21 protein-coding genes are annotated in these 18,923 nt (G+C 36.2%); 17 read left to right on the forward strand and 4 right to left on the reverse strand.

Annotation, left to right across the window (positions count from 1 at the left end; genetic code table 11):
* The first annotated feature begins 12 nt into the window (after window positions 1-12).
* The 11 genes from H3R25_RS02040 to H3R25_RS02090 all read left to right on the forward strand — a co-directional run bounded on the left by H3R25_RS02040 (window position 13) and on the right by H3R25_RS02090 (window position 9,466).
* On the forward strand, window positions 13-576 hold the full coding sequence (locus H3R25_RS02040) for an NUDIX hydrolase (RefSeq protein ID WP_046306730.1): 564 nt from the start codon (window positions 13-15) through the stop codon (window positions 574-576).
* Between the two features lies 1 nt (window position 577).
* Window positions 578-937, forward strand: a complete 360-nt coding sequence (locus tag H3R25_RS02045; RefSeq protein ID WP_074425448.1) for a hypothetical protein — start codon at window positions 578-580, stop codon at window positions 935-937.
* Between the two features lie 15 nt (window positions 938-952).
* On the forward strand, window positions 953-1,648 hold the full coding sequence (locus H3R25_RS02050; protein ID WP_109715422.1) for a 5'-methylthioadenosine/adenosylhomocysteine nucleosidase: 696 nt from the start codon (window positions 953-955) through the stop codon (window positions 1,646-1,648).
* Between the two features lie 3 nt (window positions 1,649-1,651).
* Window positions 1,652-2,809 carry a cysteine desulfurase family protein gene (locus H3R25_RS02055; RefSeq protein ID WP_187157870.1) on the forward strand — a complete coding sequence of 386 codons (1,158 nt, stop codon included), beginning with the start codon at window positions 1,652-1,654 and terminating at the stop codon, window positions 2,807-2,809.
* A gap of 50 nt (window positions 2,810-2,859) precedes the next feature.
* Complete coding sequence (locus tag H3R25_RS02060) at window positions 2,860-3,201, forward strand: DUF1831 domain-containing protein (protein WP_046306739.1); 342 nt, start codon at window positions 2,860-2,862, stop codon at window positions 3,199-3,201.
* A gap of 5 nt (window positions 3,202-3,206) precedes the next feature.
* The gene (gene mnmA / locus H3R25_RS02065; protein WP_255527077.1) at window positions 3,207-4,328 is read left to right on the forward strand and encodes a tRNA 2-thiouridine(34) synthase MnmA; all 1,122 of its coding nucleotides are present in this window, start codon (window positions 3,207-3,209) and stop codon (window positions 4,326-4,328) included.
* A 142-nt stretch (window positions 4,329-4,470) separates the two neighbouring features.
* Complete coding sequence (locus H3R25_RS02070) at window positions 4,471-5,130, forward strand: histidine phosphatase family protein (protein WP_187157871.1); 660 nt, start codon at window positions 4,471-4,473, stop codon at window positions 5,128-5,130.
* Window positions 5,127-5,777, forward strand: coding sequence for a lipopolysaccharide assembly protein LapB (locus H3R25_RS02075; RefSeq protein WP_074425444.1), 651 nt, complete (start codon window positions 5,127-5,129; stop codon window positions 5,775-5,777). Before H3R25_RS02070 ends, H3R25_RS02075 begins: the two co-directional genes overlap by 4 nt.
* The gene (locus H3R25_RS02080; RefSeq protein WP_187157872.1) at window positions 5,770-8,133 is read left to right on the forward strand and encodes an ATP-dependent RecD-like DNA helicase; all 2,364 of its coding nucleotides are present in this window, start codon (window positions 5,770-5,772) and stop codon (window positions 8,131-8,133) included. Before H3R25_RS02075 ends, H3R25_RS02080 begins: the two co-directional genes overlap by 8 nt.
* Window positions 8,134-8,156: 23 nt before the next feature.
* Entirely contained in the window at window positions 8,157-8,537 is a 381-nt protein-coding gene (locus H3R25_RS02085) for a DUF1828 domain-containing protein (RefSeq protein ID WP_187157873.1), read from the forward strand.
* A gap of 512 nt (window positions 8,538-9,049) precedes the next feature.
* Entirely contained in the window at window positions 9,050-9,466 is a 417-nt protein-coding gene (locus H3R25_RS02090; RefSeq protein WP_198194155.1) for a GNAT family N-acetyltransferase, read from the forward strand.
* A gap of 34 nt (window positions 9,467-9,500) precedes the next feature.
* Here the strand turns inward: H3R25_RS02090 and H3R25_RS02095 are convergent, their stop codons facing one another.
* From H3R25_RS02095 to def, 4 genes are all read right to left on the reverse strand, one after another.
* Window positions 9,501-10,448 carry a diacylglycerol kinase family protein gene (locus H3R25_RS02095; RefSeq protein WP_198194163.1) on the reverse strand — a complete coding sequence of 316 codons (948 nt, stop codon included), beginning with the start codon at window positions 10,446-10,448 and terminating at the stop codon, window positions 9,501-9,503.
* A gap of 35 nt (window positions 10,449-10,483) precedes the next feature.
* On the reverse strand, window positions 10,484-12,163 hold the full coding sequence (gene rnjA, locus H3R25_RS02100; RefSeq protein ID WP_198194165.1) for a ribonuclease J1: 1,680 nt from the start codon (window positions 12,161-12,163) through the stop codon (window positions 10,484-10,486).
* Window positions 12,164-12,168: 5 nt separating this feature from the next.
* Window positions 12,169-12,393 (reverse strand): DNA-dependent RNA polymerase subunit epsilon, encoded by a 225-nt coding sequence (locus H3R25_RS02105; protein ID WP_046306751.1) that lies wholly within the window; start codon window positions 12,391-12,393, stop codon window positions 12,169-12,171.
* A gap of 177 nt (window positions 12,394-12,570) precedes the next feature.
* Window positions 12,571-13,125: a peptide deformylase gene (def, locus tag H3R25_RS02110; protein ID WP_198194167.1), complete on the reverse strand. Its 555-nt coding sequence runs from the start codon at window positions 13,123-13,125 to the stop codon at window positions 12,571-12,573.
* Between the two features lie 257 nt (window positions 13,126-13,382).
* Here def and typA point away from each other — a divergent pair, with 257 nt between their 5' ends.
* The 6 genes from typA (at window position 13,383) to H3R25_RS02140 (ending at window position 18,913) form a co-directional block, all read left to right on the forward strand.
* Window positions 13,383-15,224: a translational GTPase TypA gene (gene typA / locus H3R25_RS02115; protein WP_109715429.1), complete on the forward strand. Its 1,842-nt coding sequence runs from the start codon at window positions 13,383-13,385 to the stop codon at window positions 15,222-15,224.
* Window positions 15,225-15,316: 92 nt separating this feature from the next.
* Entirely contained in the window at window positions 15,317-16,510 is a 1,194-nt protein-coding gene (locus H3R25_RS02120) for an FtsW/RodA/SpoVE family cell cycle protein (RefSeq protein ID WP_198194169.1), read from the forward strand.
* Window positions 16,494-16,838, forward strand: coding sequence for a YlbG family protein (locus H3R25_RS02125; RefSeq protein ID WP_122035042.1), 345 nt, complete (start codon window positions 16,494-16,496; stop codon window positions 16,836-16,838). Before H3R25_RS02120 ends, H3R25_RS02125 begins: the two co-directional genes overlap by 17 nt.
* The gene (rsmD, locus tag H3R25_RS02130; RefSeq protein ID WP_198194171.1) at window positions 16,835-17,389 is read left to right on the forward strand and encodes a 16S rRNA (guanine(966)-N(2))-methyltransferase RsmD; all 555 of its coding nucleotides are present in this window, start codon (window positions 16,835-16,837) and stop codon (window positions 17,387-17,389) included. The genes H3R25_RS02125 and rsmD overlap by 4 nt, the downstream gene beginning before the upstream one ends.
* Window positions 17,386-17,880, forward strand: coding sequence for a pantetheine-phosphate adenylyltransferase (coaD, locus tag H3R25_RS02135; RefSeq protein WP_198194173.1), 495 nt, complete (start codon window positions 17,386-17,388; stop codon window positions 17,878-17,880). Before rsmD ends, coaD begins: the two co-directional genes overlap by 4 nt.
* Entirely contained in the window at window positions 17,870-18,913 is a 1,044-nt protein-coding gene (locus tag H3R25_RS02140; RefSeq protein WP_187157880.1) for a SepM family pheromone-processing serine protease, read from the forward strand. The genes coaD and H3R25_RS02140 overlap by 11 nt, the downstream gene beginning before the upstream one ends.
* Window positions 18,914-18,923: the final 10 nt, after the last annotated feature.

Raw genomic sequence — 18,923 nt, forward strand, 5'->3', positions numbered from 1 at the left:
GAAAGTGAATAAATGGATTTAACAGAAACTGAAATTTCTTCAAAACAGATTTTTTCGGGGCGAATTGTTGATCTCTCTGTTAGAACAATTAAATTGCCTAATGGTGAAACTGCAACAAGAGAAGTAGTCAAACATCAACCTGCTGCTGCAGCGATTGCAGTAAATGATAAGCAAGAAATGCTGCTAGTTGAACAATGGCGCGAACCAATTAAAGAATTAACCTTGGAAATTCCAGCTGGTTTAATTGATGAGACCGATGCGAGTCCATTGGATGCAATGAAACGCGAGCTGAATGAAGAAGGCGGTTATCATGCCGATTATTGGGAAAAAATTACCGAATTTTATTCTTCACCTGGCTTTACTGATGAGAAACTACATTTATTTTATTGTGACACTTTGACAAAGCTTGATGATAAAAGACCATTAGATTCAGATGAATTTTTGACTAGTCACTGGTATAATTTGGAAGAACTAAAGCGTCTTTTTGCTCAAGGTAAACTTGTTGACGCAAAAACGTTGTACGCAATGAGTGTTTGGGAAAACATGTTGTTAACTGGCGCAAGCGCAAAGGAATAAAATGACTGAAAAGCGATCTGATTATCGAAAAAAGAATCAACGAAAAAAGAAAAACAGCTTTTTTAAGACAATTAAATCGGCTTTTGATAACGAGGAAGAAGTAGATGTAAATCCAGAATTTACACGTGACTCAACTGAGCGTCCTTTTAATGATGAGCAAAGCTCAAAAACTATAAGAGAACCTCAAAGAGAAACGCAAACTTCTAGTGATGAAAATAATTCCAAGTATCAAAATAAGCAGAAAGCTCAGCCTAAGACTTGGGTAGAAAAGGGCTTAAGACTAAAAAGGCGTTTAAACATTGCAATATTAATTGTGATTGTATTGATTGTTTTGGTATTATTAGCGTTATTTCATTTATAAATAATCGAGGGGAAAATGAAGATAGCAATTATTGTCCCAATGGAAATTGAGGCAGAATATTATCGTAAGTATTTTCACTCTGGTAGCACAGAAATGTTCGGATCTACACAGTTCGAGCATTTTTGCGTTAACGGCAATGAAATTTACATTGGATTGAGTGGAATAGGTAAAGTACAAGCTGCAATGAACTTAGCAAGCTTATTGAGCAGCGTAGATATTGATTTGATTTTTATGACGGGAACGGCAGGTTCTTTGCAACAAACTGTTCATAAAGGTGATTTAGTTTTAGCTAGTTCTTTTGCTTACCATGATGCTCATAATACGCTTGCTGGGGACTACGTAGAGGGACAAATTCCCGGTGAACCAGCAGTATTTGAACTAGATTCATCTGCTAGAAATGAATTTATTAGCTTCTTAAATAAAGAAGGAGTATCGTATCAAGAAGGATTAGTAGTCACTGGTGATTCCTTCATCGGTTCTGATAAGCAGAAGGACGAAATTAAACTTAATTTTGCTAATGCTCTTGGTGTTGAAATGGAAGGTGCGGCGTTTGCTCAAGTAGCTTATCATTTTGCTAAACCTCTTATTGCATTACGTGCGATTTCGGATAATGGAAATGATAATGCAAACGAAGATTTTGATCAGTTTGCCAAAAAAGTTGGCGCTAAAGCTGCAAAGTTAATTTGTGCCTATCTAGACAAAGTGAAATAGCTTATGGAAGAAATTTATTTAGACAATGCAGCGACTACTCCAATGTCTCCAAAAGTAATTGATGTGGTTACTGAAGAAATGAAGAACGATTTTGGTAATGCTTCTAGTACTTATGAGCTGGGAAGAAAAGCGCGTCATGTAGTCGACCAAGCGCGTTCAAAGGTTGCTAAAGCAATTAATGCTAAGGATAACGAGATAATTTTTACTTCTGGTGGTTCGGAAAGTAACAATACGGCAATTTTCGGTACCGCTCATAGTAGGTCTGATATTGGCAAGCGCATTATAACTACTAAGATTGAGCATCCATCTGTTTTACAGCCAATGATGCAACTTGAACGTGAGGGCTTCGATGTAGTTTATCTTAATGTTGATGAAACAGGCCATATTTCACTTGAAGAGTTGAAAAAGAACTTAACTCCTGAAACAATTTTAGTTTCGATCATGGCAGTCAATAATGAAATAGGAACAATTAATCCGATTGCTGAAATAGGTGAAATTGTCGCAAAGAGTAACGCATATTTCCATGTTGACGCGGTTCAGGGATTAGGAAACATTGACATTGATGTTGCTAAAATGAAAATCGATTTACTATCTTCATCTGCTCATAAAATAAATGGCCCAAAGTTTCTTGGCTTTTTGTATGAAAAAGCTGATGTGAAATTACCACCATTAGTCTATGGTGGAGAGCAGGAAACGAAGCGACGGGCAGGTACTGAAAACGTTCCTGGAATTGCTGGTTTGGGCGAAGCTGTAAGCGAAATTGCTGAAGTAGACAAGCAAAAATTGCAAGAAAAGTATCATCACTTCCAAAAAATAATTTTGACTGAACTTGATCAAGCAAAAATTGCTTATCAGGTTAATGGCGGTTTAGGTGAAAATGTTTCGCATCATATTTTGAACCTGCGTATTGATGGTATATCTACAACACTTTTACAAGCAAATCTTGATTTAGCTGGCTTTGCCGTTTCAGGTGGCTCAGCTTGTACAGCAGGTTCACTTGAACCGTCACATGTTTTATGCGCATGCTTTGGTAAAAAGTCTCCGCGTGTTCTAGAGTCAATTAGAATTTCATTTGGTAGATATACGACTGATGAAGAAATTACTAGCTTTGCTCAACAACTAGTGAAAATTGCTCAGAAAGTCCAGAAAAAAGAAAAATAGTTGCTTTTTAATTTAATTTAACTTATTATTAGTAAGCGTGAGGTATAATTATGGCAAATACTGTAGAAATTAATGGTGATACGCGTAAGTTTACACTTAGTCCTGACTTGAAGCTGTACGCGCTTATTGACGCTGGCTTTGTTAAAACGGCTAAAGGTAATTTTAATTACGAACATCCACTTTATAATGATTCACCATATAATGCTCCTACCAAATTGAAAATGACGATTGACAAAGAAATGAGTCATTTAACAATGGTTGTGACTGACCGCAATGGTCTTAAGAAGGTTAATATTTTTAAAAACCAACAATTGGCACCTACGGTGGAGCTGTTAGATTATATTCTAAAAGACTTAGAAGAGCGAAATATTATTGTTGCTGTAAAGGACTGAGTTAATTGGCAAAAAAGGGTCGAGTAGTAGTAGGTATGAGTGGTGGGGTTGATTCCTCTGTTTCTGCATTACTACTTAAGAAGCAAGGCTATGATGTAATTGGCGTTTTTATGAAAAACTGGGATGACACTGATGATGCGGGTGTTTGTACCGCAACAGAAGATTATGAAGACGTCAAAAAGGTAGCTGATCAAATTGGTATTCCATATTATTCAATCAATTTTGAAAAAGAATATTGGCACCGTGTTTTTGAATATTTTTTAAGTGAATACAAAAAGGGGCGCACACCTAATCCAGACGTAATGTGTAATAGCCAAATTAAATTTAAATCATTTTTGGATTTCGCAATGGACTTAGATGCAGATTATATTGCAATGGGACATTATGCAAAAACGATTACTGATGAAAATGGCATTACGCATATGATGCGGCCAAAAGATGGCAATAAAGATCAAACTTACTTTTTGAGTCAACTGAGCCAAAAACAAATCAGTAAGGTGATTTTTCCATTGGCTAATTTGACTAAGCCACAGGTACGTGAAATTGCAATTGAAAATAATTTAGTTAACGCAAAAAAGAAGGACTCCACTGGAATTTGCTTTATTGGAGAGAGAAACTTCCGCAAGTTTCTAAGTGAGTTTTTACCGGCAAAGTCTGGTAAAATGGTCACACCTGATGGAAACGTTGTCGGTGAGCATGCCGGATTAATGTACTATACTATTGGCCAGCGTTCTGGCTTGGGTCTAGGTTCTACTAAGCAATCAACTGCTCCATGGTTTGTTGTTGGTAAGGACTTGAAAAAGAACGAATTAATTGTTGAGCAAGGATATGATAGTGAATTGCTTTACGCTACTAAGCTTGAAGCAAGCGGCATGTCATTTTTCACTGGTCAACCTGACCGTGACTTCAAGATTCGTTGTAGTGCAAAGTTCCGTTATCGCCAGCCTGATGTTGCAGTTACTGTTAAATATCATGCTGCTAATAATTCAGCTACTGTTTACTTTGATGAGCCAGCTCGTGCAGTAACACCTGGACAGGCTCTAGTTTTATATAACGGTGAAGAATGTCTAGGTGGTGGCAACATTGACTGTGCATACCAGGAAGAGCGGAAATTACAATTAGTTTAGAATAGCTATAAAGAAAGACTTAGTTCTTTCTTTTTTTATACTCTGAAATATATTTACAGGCCGTTGATTCTGCTTTTTCATTTATATTAATTAAATGATAAACTAGAAAAGTAATGCTAATAAAGAATAGGACTAGTAATAGATGCAGATTTATTTTGTAAGGCATGGAAAAACCGAGTGGAATTTGGAGCGTCGTTTTCAGGGCGCACATGGTGATTCTCCATTGTTGGTAGAAAGCTTAAATGATATAGAAAAACTTGGCAATCACTTAAAAGGAACTAATTTCAATGGAATCTATTCTAGTCCATTAAAACGTGCTTTTGATACAGCTAATGGCGTGAAAAAAGCTATATCTTCGGATTTAAGTGTCAAAAAAGATGAGCGTCTACGTGAATTTGACATGGGGCTAATGGAAGGCTTAAAGTTTGATGAAGCGAGCGCAAAATTTCCTAAACAGGTTGACGATATCTGGAATAGACCTGATAAATATGATGGTAAAAGCATTCAAGGTGAAAACTATCCAGATGTAATTTCGCGTGGAAAGAGCTTTGCTACTGAAAAAGCCAGCCAATTTACTGGTGTTGACGATAAAGTGCTTGCCGTTAGTCATGGTGCTGCTTTGGGTGCTATTATGGGGGGATTACTAGGATACCCATTAAAAGATGTTAGGTGTAATGGTCCATTAAGTAATACTAGTTTAACGATTTTGGAAACACTTGATCAAGGTGCAACCTTTAAGTTAATTGTGTGGAATGATACAAGCTTTTTGGAAAGGGATACTTCAGGAACTGATGCATTATGACAGATAAACAAAGTAAAAGTATGAAAGAGGACGCTGTAGTTAATCAGCGTATACACAAGTTAATCGAAAAAATAGATCAGAATCCACAAAAAACAGAAAATTATCTAAAATTAGCGACAGAATTAATTGAGCAGGGAAGTTTTGCTCAAGCAACTCAACTTCTTGAGCAAGCTAAACATCTTGTTAAGCACCCACAGGACTTAGACTATGATTTAGCAGTTTGCTACTACATGCAAGGTGATTTTGATAAGTCTCTTACCTTACTTAATCAAATTCCTAATGATGATTTAGTTTTATACCAGAAAGCACTAGTTTTTTTAAAACTTGGTCAAGGACAAAAGGCATTAGCTCATGCGTTAACGATTAAGCAAGTTGATGATAAGGTTCTAGAATTACTAGGTGATATCTGGCTAAGTCTTGGTGAATTAAGCGAAGCTCGTACCTGTTATGAAAAGATTTCTCCTAACAAGAGGACGGCAAAAGTTTATTTTATGCTTGGGATTAGTATTTTGGATAGTGACCGTGAAAAAGCAACTAGTTATCTTAAAAATGCAAAAGAAAAAGATCCTGAATATTTTAAGCAAGCCCAGGAACAATATGGTGCAATTTTAAAAATGGTTAACGAAGCGGAAAAGAAAAATGACTAAGTTTGTTGGAAAAGTGAACAGAATCGTTTTCGAAAACGATCAAGATTTATATAAAATCCTTGATGTAACAATCATTGGCAAATTGGAAGACTATGATCGCGAGGAAATTAAAGTAACTGGTAATTTTGGCGAAATTCAAGAAAATACTACTTATAGCTTTGAAGGGAAGCTCGTTGTTCACAATAAGTTTGGTTTACAATTTCGATGCGATAGCTATAAGCAATCAGTCCCACACGAAAAGGGTAGTTTAACGCGCTATTTGAGTTCAAATAAATTCCCCGGAATTGGTAAAAAGGCAGCAGACTCTATTATTTCGGTTTTAGGTGTTGATGCATTATCAGTTTTAAAAGAAAAACCTGAAAAAGTTTCAGTTTTACCGTTAACTAAGAAGCAAAAGGATAGTCTATTAAATGGGGTTCAGTCAATGGATTCATATTCAGAGATTGTTCTAAAGCTTGCCCAATTTGGCTTAAATAAAAAGGTTGCTGGACGTCTTTACCAACTTTATCATGGTGATACTTTAACTAAAATAGAAAATGACCCCTATGCTGCAATTTCAGAAGTGACAGGTTATGCTTTTAAAAGTGCGGATCAAATAGGAAATAAGTTGGGGATAGAGGTTGATGATCCCCGCAGAATTAAGGGTGCAGTTTTTCAGGTTCTAATGGATGAGCTTAGCCAAGCTGGAAATACCTATATCAAGTTAGAACAGCTTCTAACGTCAGCTAGCGAATTATTGCAATTTAAGCATTTTGATCCAATTGCCAATGCAGTCAATGAATTGCAGCATGAAGGCAAAATTGTGGTTTCTGGTGAGAATGCTGCATTACAAAACATTTATGCAACAGAAAATGACATTGCTTTAATGATGAAAAACTTAGTTGATCGTAAAGATGAAAGTGAGCATTTTGAAGATAAGGCAATCGACAAAGCTATAAAAAATGCTGAGAAAAAGCTAAAAATTAAATATGACCAAACACAAAAGCTTGCAATAAAAAATGCTTTAACTAATCCAATATCGATTTTAACGGGTGGACCCGGAACCGGTAAAACAACTATTATTAATGGTATCTTGTTAGCTTTACGTGAACTTGCTGATATTCCTGCATCAGCACTTTATAGTAGTGATCCGCCATTCTTACTGGCAGCTCCAACTGGGCGAGCAGCAAAGCGCATGGAAGAAATAACTGGTATTACAGCAAAAACAATTCACCGCATGCTGGGCCTAGGAATTGGCGATAGTGATGCTCTTGACCTCAACGAACTTAACGGCGAAATTCTAATTATTGATGAAATGTCGATGGTTGATATGTTTCTTTTTAAAGAACTAGTTTCTTGCATAGCTGAAACACGACACGTTGTATTTGTTGGAGACAAGGATCAGCTGCCATCAGTTGGTGCAGGAAATGTTTTTAGTGACTTAATTAGTGCAGATGTTTTTCCAACAACTGTTCTAAAGCAAATTCACCGTCAGGGTGACGATTCAAGTATTATTACGCTTGCCCACGATATAAATGAGGGACAGGATCAAGACGCATTATTTAATAAAACTAAGAACTATTCTTTCATTTCCTGTCCGCCACATGAAGTTGATCACGTAGTTAGTCAAATTGTTGAGCGTGCTCTTAAACGTGGTTTTTATCAGGATGATATTCAAGTATTGGGCGCAATGTATCAAGGTTCTGGTGGCGTAACTAACCTAAATAATGTGATTCAGGAAATTATGAATCCAGCCAAACCTAATAGTAAAATTCTCGAAGCTCATGATGAAATTTTTCGAATTGGCGACAGGGTGCTACAACTGCAAAATAACCCTGAAAAAGATATTTACAATGGACAAATAGGAAAAATAATCTCCATCGATGAAAAAAATCCGCAAAAGTGTATGATAGCTGATTTTGATGGACGTGAAATTAACTTTAGTAAGAAAGATCTGTTTGACCTTACTAGAGCTTATGCGATTACGATTCACAAAGCACAAGGTTCTGAATTTCCCTTGGTTATTTTAAGCTTGACCATGCAAAACTATGTCATGTTGAAACGAAATCTTTTATATACAGCCGTTACCCGAGCGGAGAAAAATCTTGTGTTAATTGGAGACCCGCGTGCATACGCAATGGCTTTTAATACACCAGGAAATGACCGTAAAACTGGCTTAAGTGCCAAACTGTGTGAACAGCTAGGTAAGAAAGCTAATACAGAGGTAGTTGATGAAAAAAAAGATAGTAATCTTGCAAGTAGCACCACTGACTTGCCAAAAGATGAAGATTACGTTTTAACTTCAGAATTAATTTATTCAGGTCAAATAGATCCAATGATTGGCATGCAAGGAATTAAATTAGGTGTTCAACAATAAGCAAAATAGCTTGGAGAAAAATAATGAGTAAAGAAATTGAGCAAATCATAAAAGATCAAATTGGAAACTGGGTAGTTAATCACACTCAGGTTTGCTTTATTAGTGATGATACACTTGAAATTGCAACTAGTGAAAAAGACTCTTTGGGAGAAACAATATACTGCTTTATCCAGAAAAGTAATGATGTATATCGGATAGGTGATGACAGTAGAACATTGTTTAAAATTGACCCAAGTGCAAGTGATGAAGAATTGTATGCTATGACAGAGGAAATTGCTAAGTCTGCAGGCTTTGATTTTGATTACAATACTGGAGAAATTTGGAAGGAAGTAAGCCGAGCTAATGTCATTGCAACGATTATGAAGCTAACCCAATTAGTAGTTGCCGTATCTTATTTAGGTTAATACAGTAAGTAAATCTTCTTTTCAATCGTGCAGTAATGGAGTTGAAATAGATGAGAGGGAAGGAACCTTAGAAAGTGAAATGCAATCTGCATACCCTTTGTGGTTAATTTATCTATTTCAAATTCTTGGAGAAAACATTATTGTTTGGCTTGAGTTATTAGTCATAAGCATAGTCACATGTTTTTGTCGTACTTTACTTTTAATAATTTAATATCTTCTTTGCTTCTTACTTTTGTTTTTTCCTATAGCATTAAGTATGAACGAAAAAATGGTTCATTTGACGCTTTTTAAAATAAAACTTAATATAAAATAGAGCAGTTTGATATTCATGAAAAGATGTTAACTGCTTTTATTATACTTAATAGAGTAGTTCATGCATTAAAGGAAGTTAGAATATTATTTTAGAATTTAAGAATGTTGTTTGGGGAACAAAGAATTATTTTGCCGTAAGAAAATTATATTTAACCGCTTTTCCAAAAAATGAGCGCTTTTCAATATGGCAATTAGTTTTAATGTCACTTCACCGCCAAGTTCATTTCGAAGCGGTTTATGACAAGTACGACTTTATTGGCTTAGTATTTCTTGCAGAGAGCAGTGAAGCAGTTTATTTGATGTTTTTGGCAACAGTTTCGAACAAAAGAAATCAAGGGTATGGCTCAAAAATTTTAACTCAATTAAAAAAGCGTTTTGCGCCCAAGAATATCGTTATTGACATTGAACCAGTGAATGAAAAAGCGGTCAATTATAGGCAACGCTTAAAGAGATTATCTTTTTATGAAAAAAATGGGTTTAGGCAGACTTCTAATTATCTAGTTGATGATGGAGGGGCCTTCTCAATCTTAATTTCGGGAAAGAAATTTAATGTAAAAAAATTCAGTCATTTACTGAAATGGCTGAGCTTTGGGTTGTATAAATTTGAAATAAAATAAAAGGAAAAGCGTGTATCTTTTCCTTTTTTAGTGATTATCTTAATAAATAAAAATGGCTAACTTTAAAATCTATTTTGAATGAATCTGGTTTGATTTGCTCACCATCAACTTGGGCAAACTCTTTTTTAGTTGTTTGAATAGATATTTGCTTACCCTCAAAATAATGAAATTGAGGATCATGAACATGTGAGCCGTCTTTTAACAAATTAACAAAGAGTTTGATTAGTTTGCCTAAACTGAAGCGTTCAACAACAACGGTGTCAAGGACACGACTTTTGATACTTGCGCTTGGTAATAATGGAATGCCACCACCCAAATAGGGATGATTAGTAGTAGTTATTAGAAAAGCATCATCGTAATGATATCTTTTATTGTCGCACTTAATATCAACAGTAAATGTATCTTGCTTACGCAGTGCTGACAAAATATGAAGTCCATAAATCATTTTGCCTTCATTGATTTTGTTTAAGAGTTTCTTTAATTCTGAAATGTTACTAAGATGATTAACATAAGCATCAAAACCAACCCCTAGACTATTTGCAAAATAATAAACATCATTGCTTGAATGAGGGAAGTGGAAAGAACCACAATCAATTCTTTCAGGCTCAATACCATTTTTTAAGTGATTAATAAGTTCTTCAGGGTTTCCAGAAAGATTAGCAGCCTTGCCGAAGTCATTTCCGGTGCCCGCAGGTAAATATGCTAGCGGCGTGGAAGGATGACTTGATCTTTTTATTCCATTAAGAACTTCATTCAAAGATCCATCTCCACCAATTACTAATAGAACTTCATTGGAGAGATGGTTTCTATTGCCATATCCTTGTGCAATTTTTATTGCTTCACCTGCAAAAGAGCTTTTGTAAACATCAAAAGCAATATTTTCATTAACAAGTAAGAGGGTAGTTTGGTCTAATATCTTTTTCGCATGTCCATTTCCAGCAGTTTCATTAACTAGAAGATGGATTTTAAGTTTATTTTTCATATTTTATTTATTAAAAAAAGCCCAAATGGGCTTTTTTACTTTTTCTCAACAATCATAGGTAAAATCATTGGCCGTCTTTTTGTCTTGGAATATAAGAAATCAGAAAGATTTTCAACAATTGCCTTACGGACAACAGCATCTTTAGGATTATCTGTTTTATCCATTTCACTTTTTATAATATGGTAAATATGTTTTTGAGCTTGGCTAATCAATTCAGTTGATTCACGCATATAAACAAATCCACGACTTAAAACATCAGGTCCTGCTAGAACACGCTTGTGTTTGTAATCAACGGTAGCAACTACAACAACTAAGCCATCTTCTGATAAAACCTGGCGATCATGGACAACAACATTGCCAACGTCAGCAGTTCCAGAAGTATCAACATACACATCGCCTGCAGGAACGTGTCCAGCAATTCTAGCACCCTCAGGTCCAAAGCAGACAACCTCACCGTTTTCCAAAACAAAAGTATGATCTTCGGGGACGCCAGCAGCTTGTGCAAGTTCTGTATGAACTACTTGCATGCGATATTCGCCGTGCACGGGAATCATATACTTAGGTTTAGTCAATCTAACCATCATCTTTAATTCTTCTTGACCACCGTGACCAGAAGTATGGACATTATTAACACGTCCGTGAATGACGTTAGCGCCACCTTCCATCAATTTGTTAATCAAATGATTTACACTAAGTGTATTACCAGGAATAGGGTTAGAAGAAAAAATGACTGTATCACCAGGTTGAAGACTAATTTGACGGTGTGTTCCGTTTGCAATTCGAGAAAGAGCAGCTAATGGCTCACCTTGTGATCCGGTACATAATATCATTGCCTCATTGGCAGGAGTGTGATTGATTTCATTTGAATCAACAATTAAACCTTCAGGTACATTTAAGTATCCTAGATCGATTCCATTTTGCACACCGTTTTCCATGCTTCGACCAAAAATTGCAACTTTTCTACCAGTATCAATTGCTGCTTCAATTGCCGTTGAAACACGATAAAGGTTAGAGGCAAACGTAGCGAAAATAATTCGACCATGGATACCAGTAATAATATCGTGCAACGAATGTGCAACAAAGCGCTCTGACTTGGTAAATTGCGAAACCTCTGCATTAGTTGAATCTGATAGAAGGGCTAAGACGCCTTCGTTACCAATTTGAGCCATCTTTTGAAAATCAGGAGCAGGTTGGTTCATTACTGGAGTTAAATCAAATTTAAAGTCACCAGTAAAGACAACAGCACCGAGAGGAGTGTGAACAGCAATTCCTAACGTATCAGGAATTGAGTGGGTAGTTCTAAAGAAAGAAACAGAAAGCTTCTTGAATTTTAGAACTGTGTTTTCGTGTTCTTCGTGCAGTTCGGTAGTGCGAAGAATTCCGTGTTCTTCAAGCTTACCCTTGATTAATGCCAAGGCAAAGGGTGTAGCATAAACTGGAATTTCGGGTATTTTTTCAAGTAAGAAAGGTATACCACCAATGTGATCTTCGTGACCGTGGCTGACAACCAGTGCTTTGATTTTTTTACGATTCTTGACTAAATATGAATAGTCAGAAATAACGTAGTTAATACCAAGAAGATCATCTTCTGGGAACTTAATACCACAGTCCATGATAATAATTTCATCTTGATATTGAACGCAATACATATTTTTGCCGATTTCATGCAACCCCCCGATTGCAAAGACGGCTACTTCATTATTTTTAATTCGCACAGAAACTACTTCTTACTATCAAAAGTCGTCAATTTAAAATCGGCGTGTTCTTTTTCATATTGTAGTGAATTTCCTGCTAATTCTTGGATGAGTTCAATGTTGTAGGGGGTATTGTCCTCAACCAAGGTTCTAGCGCTGACCAAATTATCAGCCTCTAGGTAAAGGGTTTGAGTTGTTTCACGTCTAGGATTAACAACTTTGTCCTTTTGATACAAAACTTTGTAGATCATATTTGTATTCTCCTTATTCAGTTATAAAAACGTTCTTAATTTTGGATAACTAAAAGTATCCAATAGCTTATCTCAGTTTACCATAATTATAATTTTAAGTATAGAAACACTACTTGTTTGACTCATAAAAAAACCGTCAAAGTAAATTGGCGGTTAATCTATCATGTACTGATGATACTAATAAATTAGGACTGTATCATCATCCAATTTAAATGGGTTTTGCTTATCAATCCGGTCATAAAATAGGTGGCCTCTTAAATGTTCAATTTCATGAGATGCAACGATAGCAGGATAATCCTTTAAGTTAATCGTCTTTTCCTCACCATCAACGGTATAGTAATGAATCTTTAACTTATCAGGACGGGGAACATAGCCGTCAATAACTTTATCAACGCTTAGGCATCCTTCACCTTCACTAAGACATGCCTGACGAACGGATTCGGACAAAATCTCAGGGTTAACAATTGTTTCTTTAAAAACAATCTCGTTTTGATCATTTGGAACAAGAAGTGATGCCATTTGCACACTTTCACCCACTTGAGGTGCCGCTAAACCAACTCCAGCGCGTAACTGATGCTTTTTAGCAATTTCCGGATTCTGTGAATTGATTAGGTATTCCATCATGTCTTCGGCCAATTTTTGGTAATGGTCGCTCAAAGGAAAAGTTAACTTTTCAGCAACTTTGCGCAATACAGGATCCCCATCACGAACAATATCTTTCATTAAAATCAATTAAATTCACTCTTTCATAAAAAAGTTATCTCTATATTTTTACCATAAATAAGGACATTTTGTCTGCTTTTTATTCTATCGTAAATTTAAAAATTGAAAAAGAGTGATAAACGTTGACCAGTATAACAATTAGGTGTTAAAATCAATGAGCGTAAATATACAGATATGAAACACTTCGATTAGCATGTTCTTGAACGTGCCGGCGAAACTGTGACATTGTCACAGTTTTTTTATTGAGGAGTGGAGGAGGAATACTTTTGTCAGAAAAAAGAAGAGACGATATTAGAAATATAGCGATCATAGCGCACGTTGACCATGGTAAGACAACTTTGGTTAACCAATTATTGAAGCAATCCGACACTCTCCCTGAGCACATGGCTTTGGAAGATCGTGCAATGGACTCAAATGATATTGAACGTGAACGTGGTATTACTATTTTATCTAAAAACACTGCGGTTAAATATGGCGATACCACAATTAATATTTTAGATACACCAGGGCACGCCGATTTTGGTGGTGAAGTTGAACGTATCATGCATATGGTTGACGGAGCCCTTCTTTTAGTTGATGCGTACGAAGGAACAATGCCACAAACTCGTTTTGTTCTTAAGAAGGCATTAGAAGCAGGAGTTAAGCCAATCGTTGTTATCAACAAAATTGACCGTCCAGGTGCTCGTCCTAAGGAAGTTCTTGATGAAGTTCTTGAATTATTCATTGAATTAGGTGCCAATGATGAACAACTTGATTTCCCAGTTGTTTATGCATCAGCATTGAACGGAACTTCTTCTTACGAAGCTGATCCATCCACTCAAAAAGAAACAATGGATCCAATTTTTGACACTATTATTAAAGCTATCCCAGCACCAATTGATAATGCTGATGAGCCTTTACAATTCCAAATCACTATGCTTGACTGGGATGACTATGTTGGTCGTATTGGAGTAGGCCGTATCTACCGCGGTAGTGTAAAAGTTGGTGACAACATCACAGTTATGAAACGTGATGGTTCAAAGCAAAACTTCCGTGTAACTAAGCTATTTGGTTTCTTTGGTTTGAAGCGTAATGAAATTACAGAAGCTAAAGCCGGAGATATTATTGCCATTAGTGGTATTAACGACATTTTCGTTGGTGAAACAATTGCATCTGCAGAAGACCCAGAAGCATTGCCATTCCTTAAGATTGACCCACCAACTTTGCAAATGGACTTTGTTGCAAGTGATTCACCATTTGCTGGCCGTGAAGGTGACAAGGTAACTCCTAAAAAGTTAGAGGATCGTTTAATCAAACAAACTCGTACTGATGTTTCTTTGAAGGTTGAACCTACTGATCAAATCAATGCCTGGACTGTTTCTGGACGTGGTGAATTACACCTTTCAATTCTTGTAGAAGAATTACGTCGTGAAGGATTTGAATTACAACTTTCACGTCCAAAAGTTATCTATCGTGAAATCGATGGTCAAATGTGTGAACCATATGAAGCTGTTCAAGTTGATACACCAGATGAATACGTTGGTTCAGTAATTGATTCACTTTCACAACGTAAAGGTGAAATGAAGAACATGGAATCAACTGGAAATAATCAAACTCGTTTGGACTTCTTAGTTCCGTCACGTGGCTTAATTGGTTACAACAATGAATTTATGTCTCAAACTGGTGGATATGGAATTTTAAACCACAGCTTTGATTCATACAAACCAGTAGTTAAGAACTGGGAACCAGGACGTAAAAATGGTGCTCTTGTTGCCATCAGTCAAGGCAAGTCAACTACATACTCACTTCAAACTGTTGAACAACGTGGTGAATTATTCATCGGCGCAGGTGTTGAAGTCTACGAAGGTATGATTGTTGGTCAATCATCACGTGATCGTGATATTGCAGTTAACGTAATTAAGGGAAAGAACTTAACTAACACCCGTGCTGCCGGTAAAGACCATGCGGCTGCAATCAGAACACCAAAGACATTGACACTAGAAGAAGCAATCGAGTTCTTAAACGATGATGAATATTGTGAAGTAACACCTGAATCAATTCGTCTTCGTAAGAAGATTTTAAACACTTCTGAACGTCAAAAAGCAGATAAGAAACGCAATAAAAACTAAATCAAATAATTAAAATGGCACTCACTTAATGAAGTAGTGTCATTTTTGTTTTATAATAAAAATATATTTTTTTCGTAAGAGGAGGGCTACTTTTGCGACGGAAACTTCAACATCTGGACTACAAAATTTTATCACCATATTTATTACTGGTTTTCTTCGGCATAATTATGGTTTATTCAGCTAGTTCAGACATTTTGCTCGTAAATGGTTTTAAGCCGGCGACATATGGGATTAGGCAAGCAATATATGCGGTGGTAGCTTTCTTTTGTTTTGCTACATTGGCGTTCTTTTTGCGGTTAGAACTTTTTAAGCGAACTAAGTTTGTTGCTTGGTTCCTCGGAATTAGCATGTTCCTATTATTTTACCTGATTGTTTTAAAGGTGTTTAAGGGTTCGGACGCTGCTGTGAATGGTGCGGTTGGCTGGATTGATTTAAAAGTTATCCGTATTCAGCCATTGGAAATTGCCAAATTAGCATTGGTAATATATTTAGCGTACTATTTAGATCGTCATGATGGTTCTTTCCGCCAAGGGAATATTGTTAATAATTTGATTAGACCAGCAGTTTTATCTGGGGTAATGATGCTATTAGTGATAGTTGAACCAGATTTAGGTGGTACTGCCATTTTAGCAACAATTGTGATCATTATGTTTTCTCTATCAGGTGTGCCTGCTAAGAATGCACTACTCTGTTTAATTGGAATTGGAATTGGAGTTTTATTCTTGGTTTTCCTAATTGTTAAATGGAATCCAGATTTTTTACAGTCCAGTTATCAATATCAACGGCTTATGTCATTTTTGCATCCCTTTGAGCTAGAGCAGAAAGGTGGTGCCCAGTTAGTTAATTCATATTATGCGATTCATAATGGTGGTTTGTTTGGTGTTGGTCTAGGTAATAGTATGCAAAAGAGAGGCTATTTACCGGAACCATATACGGACTTTATCTTAGCAATTGCTGCTGAAGAAATTGGAGTAATCGGTGCATTACTAGTTTTAGGCTTACTTTTCTATTTGATGTGGAGCATTATGGAAGTGGGTCTTCATGCTAGTACGCAATTTAATGCCTTGGTTTGTTTTGGCGTAACGACAATTATCTTTACTGAAACTCTGTTTAATGTTGGTGCAGTTTTGGGACTATTACCAATTACAGGTGTTACTTTGCCCTTTATTTCATACGGTGGGTCATCACTAATTGTCTTATCAGCTTCAATTGGATTAGTTTTAAATATTGCTGCAAATGAACGTATTAAGAAAGAAGAGGAGTTGGCTGATGAGTATCAATCATGATTTGGCAAATACTTCCTTAACTAAGAGACAAGGACTAATTGTTTATCTTAATTCTATTAACAGTCAGTTTAAGCTTAGGCGTTACGGGGACATCGTGTATTTTTCTAAGAAAAATGCATATTGTGTCTTATATGTTGACCAAAAAGAAGCTGACAAAACGATAAACGCTATTAAACAGTTGGATTTTGTCAAGGATGTACAAAAATCTAGTGATGATGAAATTGACTTGTCAAGTAAGCATATTGAAGAGCAAATTACTGAACTTGCTGCTGAAGCAGAAAAAAAGTTACTTGATGAGCAGGAACAGAATACGGACTACTTATTATGAGAATTATTTCGGGAAAGTACGCTAAGCGCAACTTGTATACACTAAAAAGTCAAAAAACTAGGCCAACCAGTGATAAGGTTAAAGAATCTTTGTTTAATAGCCTAGGACAATTTTTTGAAGGTGGAGAAGTATTAGACTTGTATGGTGGCAGTGGCGCTCTTGCAATCGAGGCTGTGTCAAGAGGCTGCAGTCATGCAACAATTATTGATATTAATTACCAAGCTGTAGAAATCATCCGGAAGAATGTTGCTTTAACTAAAGAAGAAGATTGTTTTTCTGTTTATAAAATGTCAAGCAATGCTGCATTAACCAAACTTGCCAAAGATGAAAAGAAATTTGATTTAGTTTTCTTAGATCCGCCATATGCCAAACAAAAAATTGCTTCTGATATGAAGAAAATGGACAGTTTAAATTTGTTAACAGATAATACAGTTATCGTAGCAGAGACAGACGATGAAACTAATCTTGGCGAAATAGAAGATTTTGAGCTAACAAAAACTCACCATTTAGGTAAAACAATCGTTCGTTTTTATCGAAAGGAAAAAAGATGAGTATTGCACTTTTTCCAGGTAGTTTTGACCCAATTACTAATGGACACATTGATGTAATTCAGCAGGCTGCTAGAATCTTTGACCAGGTTTTTGTAGTAGTAATGGACAATACCTCTAAACACTATTTATTTAGTGCAGATGAACGGATAGAATTTATTAAAAGTGCAGTTAAAAATATTGCTAATGTTGAGGTTCAAAAAAGACCACAATCATTAACTGTCGATGTGGCACACGACATTGGTGCAACAGCTATTGTTCGCGGAGTGCGGAACAGCGAGGATTTCACTTACGAGCAACAAATTGCAGCAATGAATAAGAAGCTAGCGAATGAGCTTGAAACTGTATTATTGTTTACTTCGCCGCAAAACAGCTTTGTGGCATCTAGTATTATTAAAGAGGTAGCTCAATTTGGCGGTGATATTAGTTCATTTATGCCAATAGAAGCTGCAACTGCTTTAAAGAAAAAATTGGTAAAGATTAATGAACGATAAAACTAAAGATAAAGGTAAGAAAAAAGGTCATAAATGGCTCTTCTTTTTCTTAGCTGTTGTCGCAATTGTAGTAGGCTTAAGCTGGCCAACTAATTATTATCTTGAAATGCCTGGCGAGGCATTCCAAGTTAGTCAATTTATCAGAAGTGGTAAAAAAGCACCTGATAATTATTATTTAGTGACAGTTAGCGAAACCCAACGTCCAGCTTCAGTGCTGCGGTATTTGTTAAGTTATACTAGAAAATACGAAACGAGAATTTCAAAAGAAGAACTGCTGGGGGATGCAACAAGTAGTCAGTATGAGGAATTGCAGAATTGGTACATGGAAACCAGTCAGCAAAATGCTATCTATTATGCAGCAAAGAAGGCAGGCTTAAAGCCAAAACTGAATTACGAAGGCGTTTATGTCATGCAGGTTCAGAAGCACTCAAGCTTTAAGAAAAAACTGCAAATTGGTGATACTGTTCTGGGCGCAAACGGCCATCGTTTTAAATCAACAGAAGAAATGCTTTCATATTTTCAGAAAAAGAAAATTGGCGCTAAAGTTAAAATTAACGTTTTAAGAAATAATAAACCACTAACTTTTTCAGGAAAAATTGTTAAAGTTGAGGGTACTAATAAACCAGGAATTGGAATTCAGTTAGTTGAACATGTCAAAGTCACGACAAAACCAGAGCTAAAAATAGATGCTGGTGCAATTGGGGGGCCTTCAGCAGGATTAATGTTTACACTAACGAGCTATGAAACTTTCACGCAACAGGATTTGGCTAAGGGACATAAAATTGCCGGAACGGGCACTATCTCTCCTAGAGGCAAAGTTGGGGCAATCGGTGGTGTTGACAAAAAAGTAGTCGCAGCCGACAGAGCCGGAGCAGAAGTTTTCTTTGCGCCGACAGATACGTCTCAATTGAAAAAAGCTGATAGTAACTATCAAGTTGCTAAAAGAACGGCGAAGCAAATAAAAACGAAGATGAAAATTGTCCCAGTAGGTACCTTTGAAGATGCTTTACATTATTTGCAAAAACACTACTAATAAAAAGTAA

It is taken from the genome of Lactobacillus sp. M0390 (assembly GCF_016102085.1).
Classification (GTDB): Bacteria; Bacillota; Bacilli; order Lactobacillales; family Lactobacillaceae; genus Lactobacillus; species Lactobacillus apis.